The following is a 3,950-nucleotide window of genomic DNA, read 5'->3' as shown; positions in this document are numbered from 1 at the left end:
TCGCCTACGACGTGAACGCGATTGACCAGCCCCTGAGCGACGACCAGCTTGAGGGACTCGTCGAATCGGCCGTGGCCCTGTCCGACGATCCGCAGGCAATTCGGGCCGTTCGGCAGTTTAAGGTGAACGACACGGCGTGAGGCCCACTGGCGGACGGAGCGAACGTGCAGCGTAGCGAATTCAGCTGCGCCGCAGCACTGCCCGAGACGGACGGTCAGGCGTCGGGCACCACCCGGATGCCGGTCGCCGCAATCTGCACTTCTCGGGCGCGTGCCGATGAGGCCCCGTCCTCGGCAAGATGGTTCTGCGTGGCGGAGTCGAGCTCGACGGTTCGGAGTGTGCCCGTGACCGTAGCCTCCCCGGCCAGTGTCGTCGGCACCGTGAACTCGTACCCGTCGTCGGTACGCGGCACGAGCACGCGGATCGGCATCGCCGTGCCCGTGTTCAGCGCGAGCCAACACCCCTTCTTCTGGCACACCGTCGAGATGCGTCCCTGAACCGTCACGGTCGTATCGTCAAGCCTCGACGGCTTTGCCGCCACCTCCGCCGCTGCCCGCGCCGCCGCCGTATCGACGGACGCCCCGTACGTCTGTACGTCCTGCGCCTGCACAGCTGCGTCCGGAGGCGACGACGGCTCCGACTGGCAGGCGCCGGCAAGTACGGCGAAGCAGAAGAGAGCAGACAGAGAACAGAGACGAGCCAGTGTGGACATTGCGGTTTTGCGTTTCGGAACGGTGAGAGAAGGATTGCGTCCGGGAAGTGTGGGGGTTTTGGGCAATCGCTCTCATCGAGCGGGAAATGACCAAGGTCGGACGACGCTCCGGGACGGAGAAACAGCGGGTCGGGTCCGGAGCAACGACAACGATTCAGCGTGGGAGCGACCAGACATGCAACGCCCCACACCCGGCCGCCCGCACATCACGGTTCACGCATCACGGTTCACACATCACGGCTCCCCCATCACGCCACCGCGGGCTCGGGGTCGAGCGTCGCGGCGACGTGGTCCATGATGTTCTCGGCGTGGGCGCGGCCGTTCTCGATGAACCAGCGGCTCGTGTCGCACCCGCCACAGATGGTGCCGGCGAGGTACAGGCCGTCCCGGTTCGTTTCGAAGGTGCCCCCCTCGTCGTGCACCGGCGTGCGGGCCGCGTCGTTGCGGATCGCGATGCCGAGCCGTTCTAGGAAATCGTAGTTCGGCTTGTAGCCCGTCATGGCCAGCACAAAGTCGTTGTCGATCGTCTCCGGGCCGTCGGGCGTGTTGAGGTGGAGCGTGTCGGGCTCAATGGCCGAGACGGTGGTGTTGAAGTAGGCGTCGATGGAGCCTTCCTCGATCCGGTTTTCCACGTCGGGCCGGAGCCAGTACTTCACGCTGTCGTCAATCTCCGGCTCACGCACCACCATCGTCACGTGTGCCTCGTGTCGGTAGCACTTCAGGGCCGCCTTCGCCGCCGAATTGGCCCCACCCACCACGGCCACGTTCGTGAGGGCGTACGGGTACGGCTCTTTGAAGTAGTGCTGCACCTTGTCGAGGTCTTCCCCCGGCACCTCCATGCGATTGGGGACATCGTAGAAGCCCGTGGACACCACGACCTTGCGGGCCTCGTGCGTCCCCTTCTCGGTGACGACCGTATACCCCCCGTCTTGCCCCCGCAGATCGGTCACCGGTTCGTAGAGGCGCAGATTGAGGTCTTCCGCCGTGGCGACGCCGCGGTAGTAGTCGAGGGCCTCCTCGCGGCGCGGCTTGTAGTCCCGGGTCGGGAACGGGTGCCCCCCAATCTCCAGTGGCCCTGGGGTAGAAAAGAACTCCATCTGGGTGGGGTACCCGATAAACGAGTTGCAGAGCGCTCCCTTCTCAATGAGGAGCGCGTCGAGACCTCGGCGCTGGGCCTGGATGCCGCAGGCGAGGCCGACGGGACCGGCGCCAATCACGATGACATCGTGCATGAAAACCTGGCACTAAGTTCGAGAGACACACAACAGCTTCGAACCTGCGGACGCGGGACGCAGTTTCGGGCCTCCGGTTCGAAAATGGAAGAATGGGGGAACGAGCACAGGGGAGCGCGCAGGGACGAGCGCACGGAGTTGAGCCTGCAGTGCCCCCTCGCCCACCCCTGCTCACGCCCGTTACGCCCCGGCCGGCGAGTCGTGGCGGGCAATGGGAAGCGTCATGCAGCGCGGGCCGCCCCGCCCTCGAGAGAGCTCGGTCCCCCCCAGCTGAATCGCCACCTTTTCCTTTCCCGGATGAAACTCGCCGGACTCGAAGTAGGACAGGAAGCTCTCGGCGGAGACGATGCGGTAGCCTCGGTCGCGCAGGCGCTCGAAGGTGCGGCTGTTGCGCTCGTATCCCAGGATGGCCCCCGGCGCGGCCGCAAACACGTTGGCCCCGTCCGTCCACTGCTCGCGCTCCTGGTGGAGGCGCTCCGTGCCGCCGCAGGGAATAAACGTCAGGTCGCGATCCAGAAGCTCCCCGAGCACATCGCGCAGGTTGCGGCGCATGTCGGTCACGAAGCGCCCCGTCTCGTCCGCGGCGGTGAAGTGCATCGCGTAGCCGAAGCCGTGGGTTTCGAGGAGCGGGGGAAAGACGATGATCTCTTCCGGCGACGCAAACGTGAACACCGTGTCGAGGTGCATGGTGGCCCGCCGTTTTGGGAGGTCGACGGCGAGGACGTGCTCGATCGACGTGCGCTCGAACAGCTCGTGCGCAATCGCCATGATGGCCCCGAGCGAGGTTCGCTCCGAGTGGCCGATCAGCACCGTGTCGGGACTCGCCACGAGAAGGTCGCCCCCTTCGAACGTGACGCCCGGCGGCAGTTCAATGATCTTGTCGCTGTGGGGGGCGAACCGGGGATGATGGTGGAGAATAACGTTGATGATGATGCTTTCCCGCGTCCGGGCCACGGTCGCCGCGTGGCTGAGGATGATGTGGTCGTGTACCACCGCCGCGAGGTCCCGCGTAAACATGAGATTGGGCACCGGCTGGGCCCGAATGGCCAGGTCCGACTGGCCGGTCAGGGCAAACTGCTGCAGATCCGCCGGGGAGAAGCGCTTCAGTTCATCCTCCACAGTCCCCAGGTTTTGCTCCGGCAGGCTCCGACACAGCTTTTCCACGAAGGCATGCTGCGCCGCGTCGTCCGCCTCAAAGGTTTCGAGCAGCAGGTCTTTGATCTGGAGGACCGTGTCGGGACGGCCCACGATTTTCTCAAACACAGAGCACATAAGGAGGTGCTCCTGCCGCGCGTGGCCCACGAAGAGGATGTCGTCGAAGAGCAGATCCTCCCGGTTCTCGGGCGAGACGAGCTCCATCTCTGCGCCGGGCGTGTGCACGATTACCTGCTCAAGCAGATGGGCCTCGGCGGGAATGCTGTACGCGGAGGACTGTTCAACGGTAGGGGTAGGGGACGCCTGGAGCGTGTCCACAAGAAGGGAGACTGATTCGGGAAAGAGTGAGAAGCTGTGTGGCGGACGCTCTGTGGCCCCCCGGCGCGTACTCGGCTGCGCCTCGTCAGTCGCTATGCTCGTGTCGGCTGAAGATCAATCCACCAAACAGCTTTGGACCACCTGGAAGATCGAAACCATCCCGCAGAAAAACCACCCTACCCCGACCGGACGCCCTCCAGCACGCGAATGATCAGGAGCACCACGAGCACAACGGCGCCCGCCTTGAGAACGAGCTGAAGCAGCGCGCCCGCGACGTCCACCAGCACGCCTACGAGGCTGAGGCCGATGAGCGCGATCACGCCAATGATGAGCCAGCGAAGAACTGTGCGGAGGTCGAGATCCATAGAGTCGCTGTGCTTTGTGAAGGTGATGGGCGTGCGTAACGCACCGCCCCCCCGCGATTGTTACGGTCGACAGGGGACCGACCGGCTCCGAAAGGGGCCTTCGTCCAACGCCCCTCCGTACACAGGGTCCGTACACAGGGAGAAACAGAGAGATGCCCCTTCCACCGC

At 65.0% G+C, this 3,950-nt stretch carries 4 protein-coding genes; all 4 read right to left on the bottom strand.

Annotated features, from left to right (window positions below; translation table 11 throughout):
- Positions 1–214: 214 nt before the first annotated feature.
- Positions 215–712, bottom strand: coding sequence for a DUF4920 domain-containing protein (locus tag V5A20_RS13455; RefSeq protein ID WP_332317014.1), 498 nt, complete (start codon positions 710–712; stop codon positions 215–217).
- A 248-nt stretch (positions 713–960) separates the two neighbouring features.
- Positions 961–1,944 carry a YpdA family putative bacillithiol disulfide reductase gene (locus V5A20_RS13450; protein WP_332317015.1) on the bottom strand — a complete coding sequence of 328 codons (984 nt, stop codon included), beginning with the start codon at positions 1,942–1,944 and terminating at the stop codon, positions 961–963.
- Between the two features lie 180 nt (positions 1,945–2,124).
- The gene (locus V5A20_RS13445) at positions 2,125–3,417 is read right to left on the bottom strand and encodes an arginine deiminase (protein ID WP_332317016.1); all 1,293 of its coding nucleotides are present in this window, start codon (positions 3,415–3,417) and stop codon (positions 2,125–2,127) included.
- Between the two features lie 176 nt (positions 3,418–3,593).
- Positions 3,594–3,782 carry a hypothetical protein gene (locus V5A20_RS13440; RefSeq protein WP_332317017.1) on the bottom strand — a complete coding sequence of 63 codons (189 nt, stop codon included), beginning with the start codon at positions 3,780–3,782 and terminating at the stop codon, positions 3,594–3,596.
- Positions 3,783–3,950 lie beyond the last annotated feature (168 nt).

The sequence above is a fragment of the Salinibacter sp. genome (assembly GCF_036626415.1).
Taxonomy (GTDB): domain Bacteria; phylum Bacteroidota; class Rhodothermia; order Rhodothermales; family Salinibacteraceae; genus Salinibacter.
This window is presented reverse-complemented; position numbering and strand designations above follow the sequence as displayed.

What these genes read in the sequence shown, in the direction of transcription:
- V5A20_RS13455 (WP_332317014.1), bottom strand. Translation starts at nt 712, where the DNA reads ATGTCCACACTGGCTCGTCTCTGTTCTCTGTCTGCTCTCTTCTGCTTC.
- V5A20_RS13450 (WP_332317015.1), bottom strand. Translation starts at nt 1,944, where the DNA reads ATGCACGATGTCATCGTGATTGGCGCCGGTCCCGTCGGCCTCGCCTGC.
- V5A20_RS13440 (WP_332317017.1), bottom strand. Translation starts at nt 3,782, where the DNA reads ATGGATCTCGACCTCCGCACAGTTCTTCGCTGGCTCATCATTGGCGTG.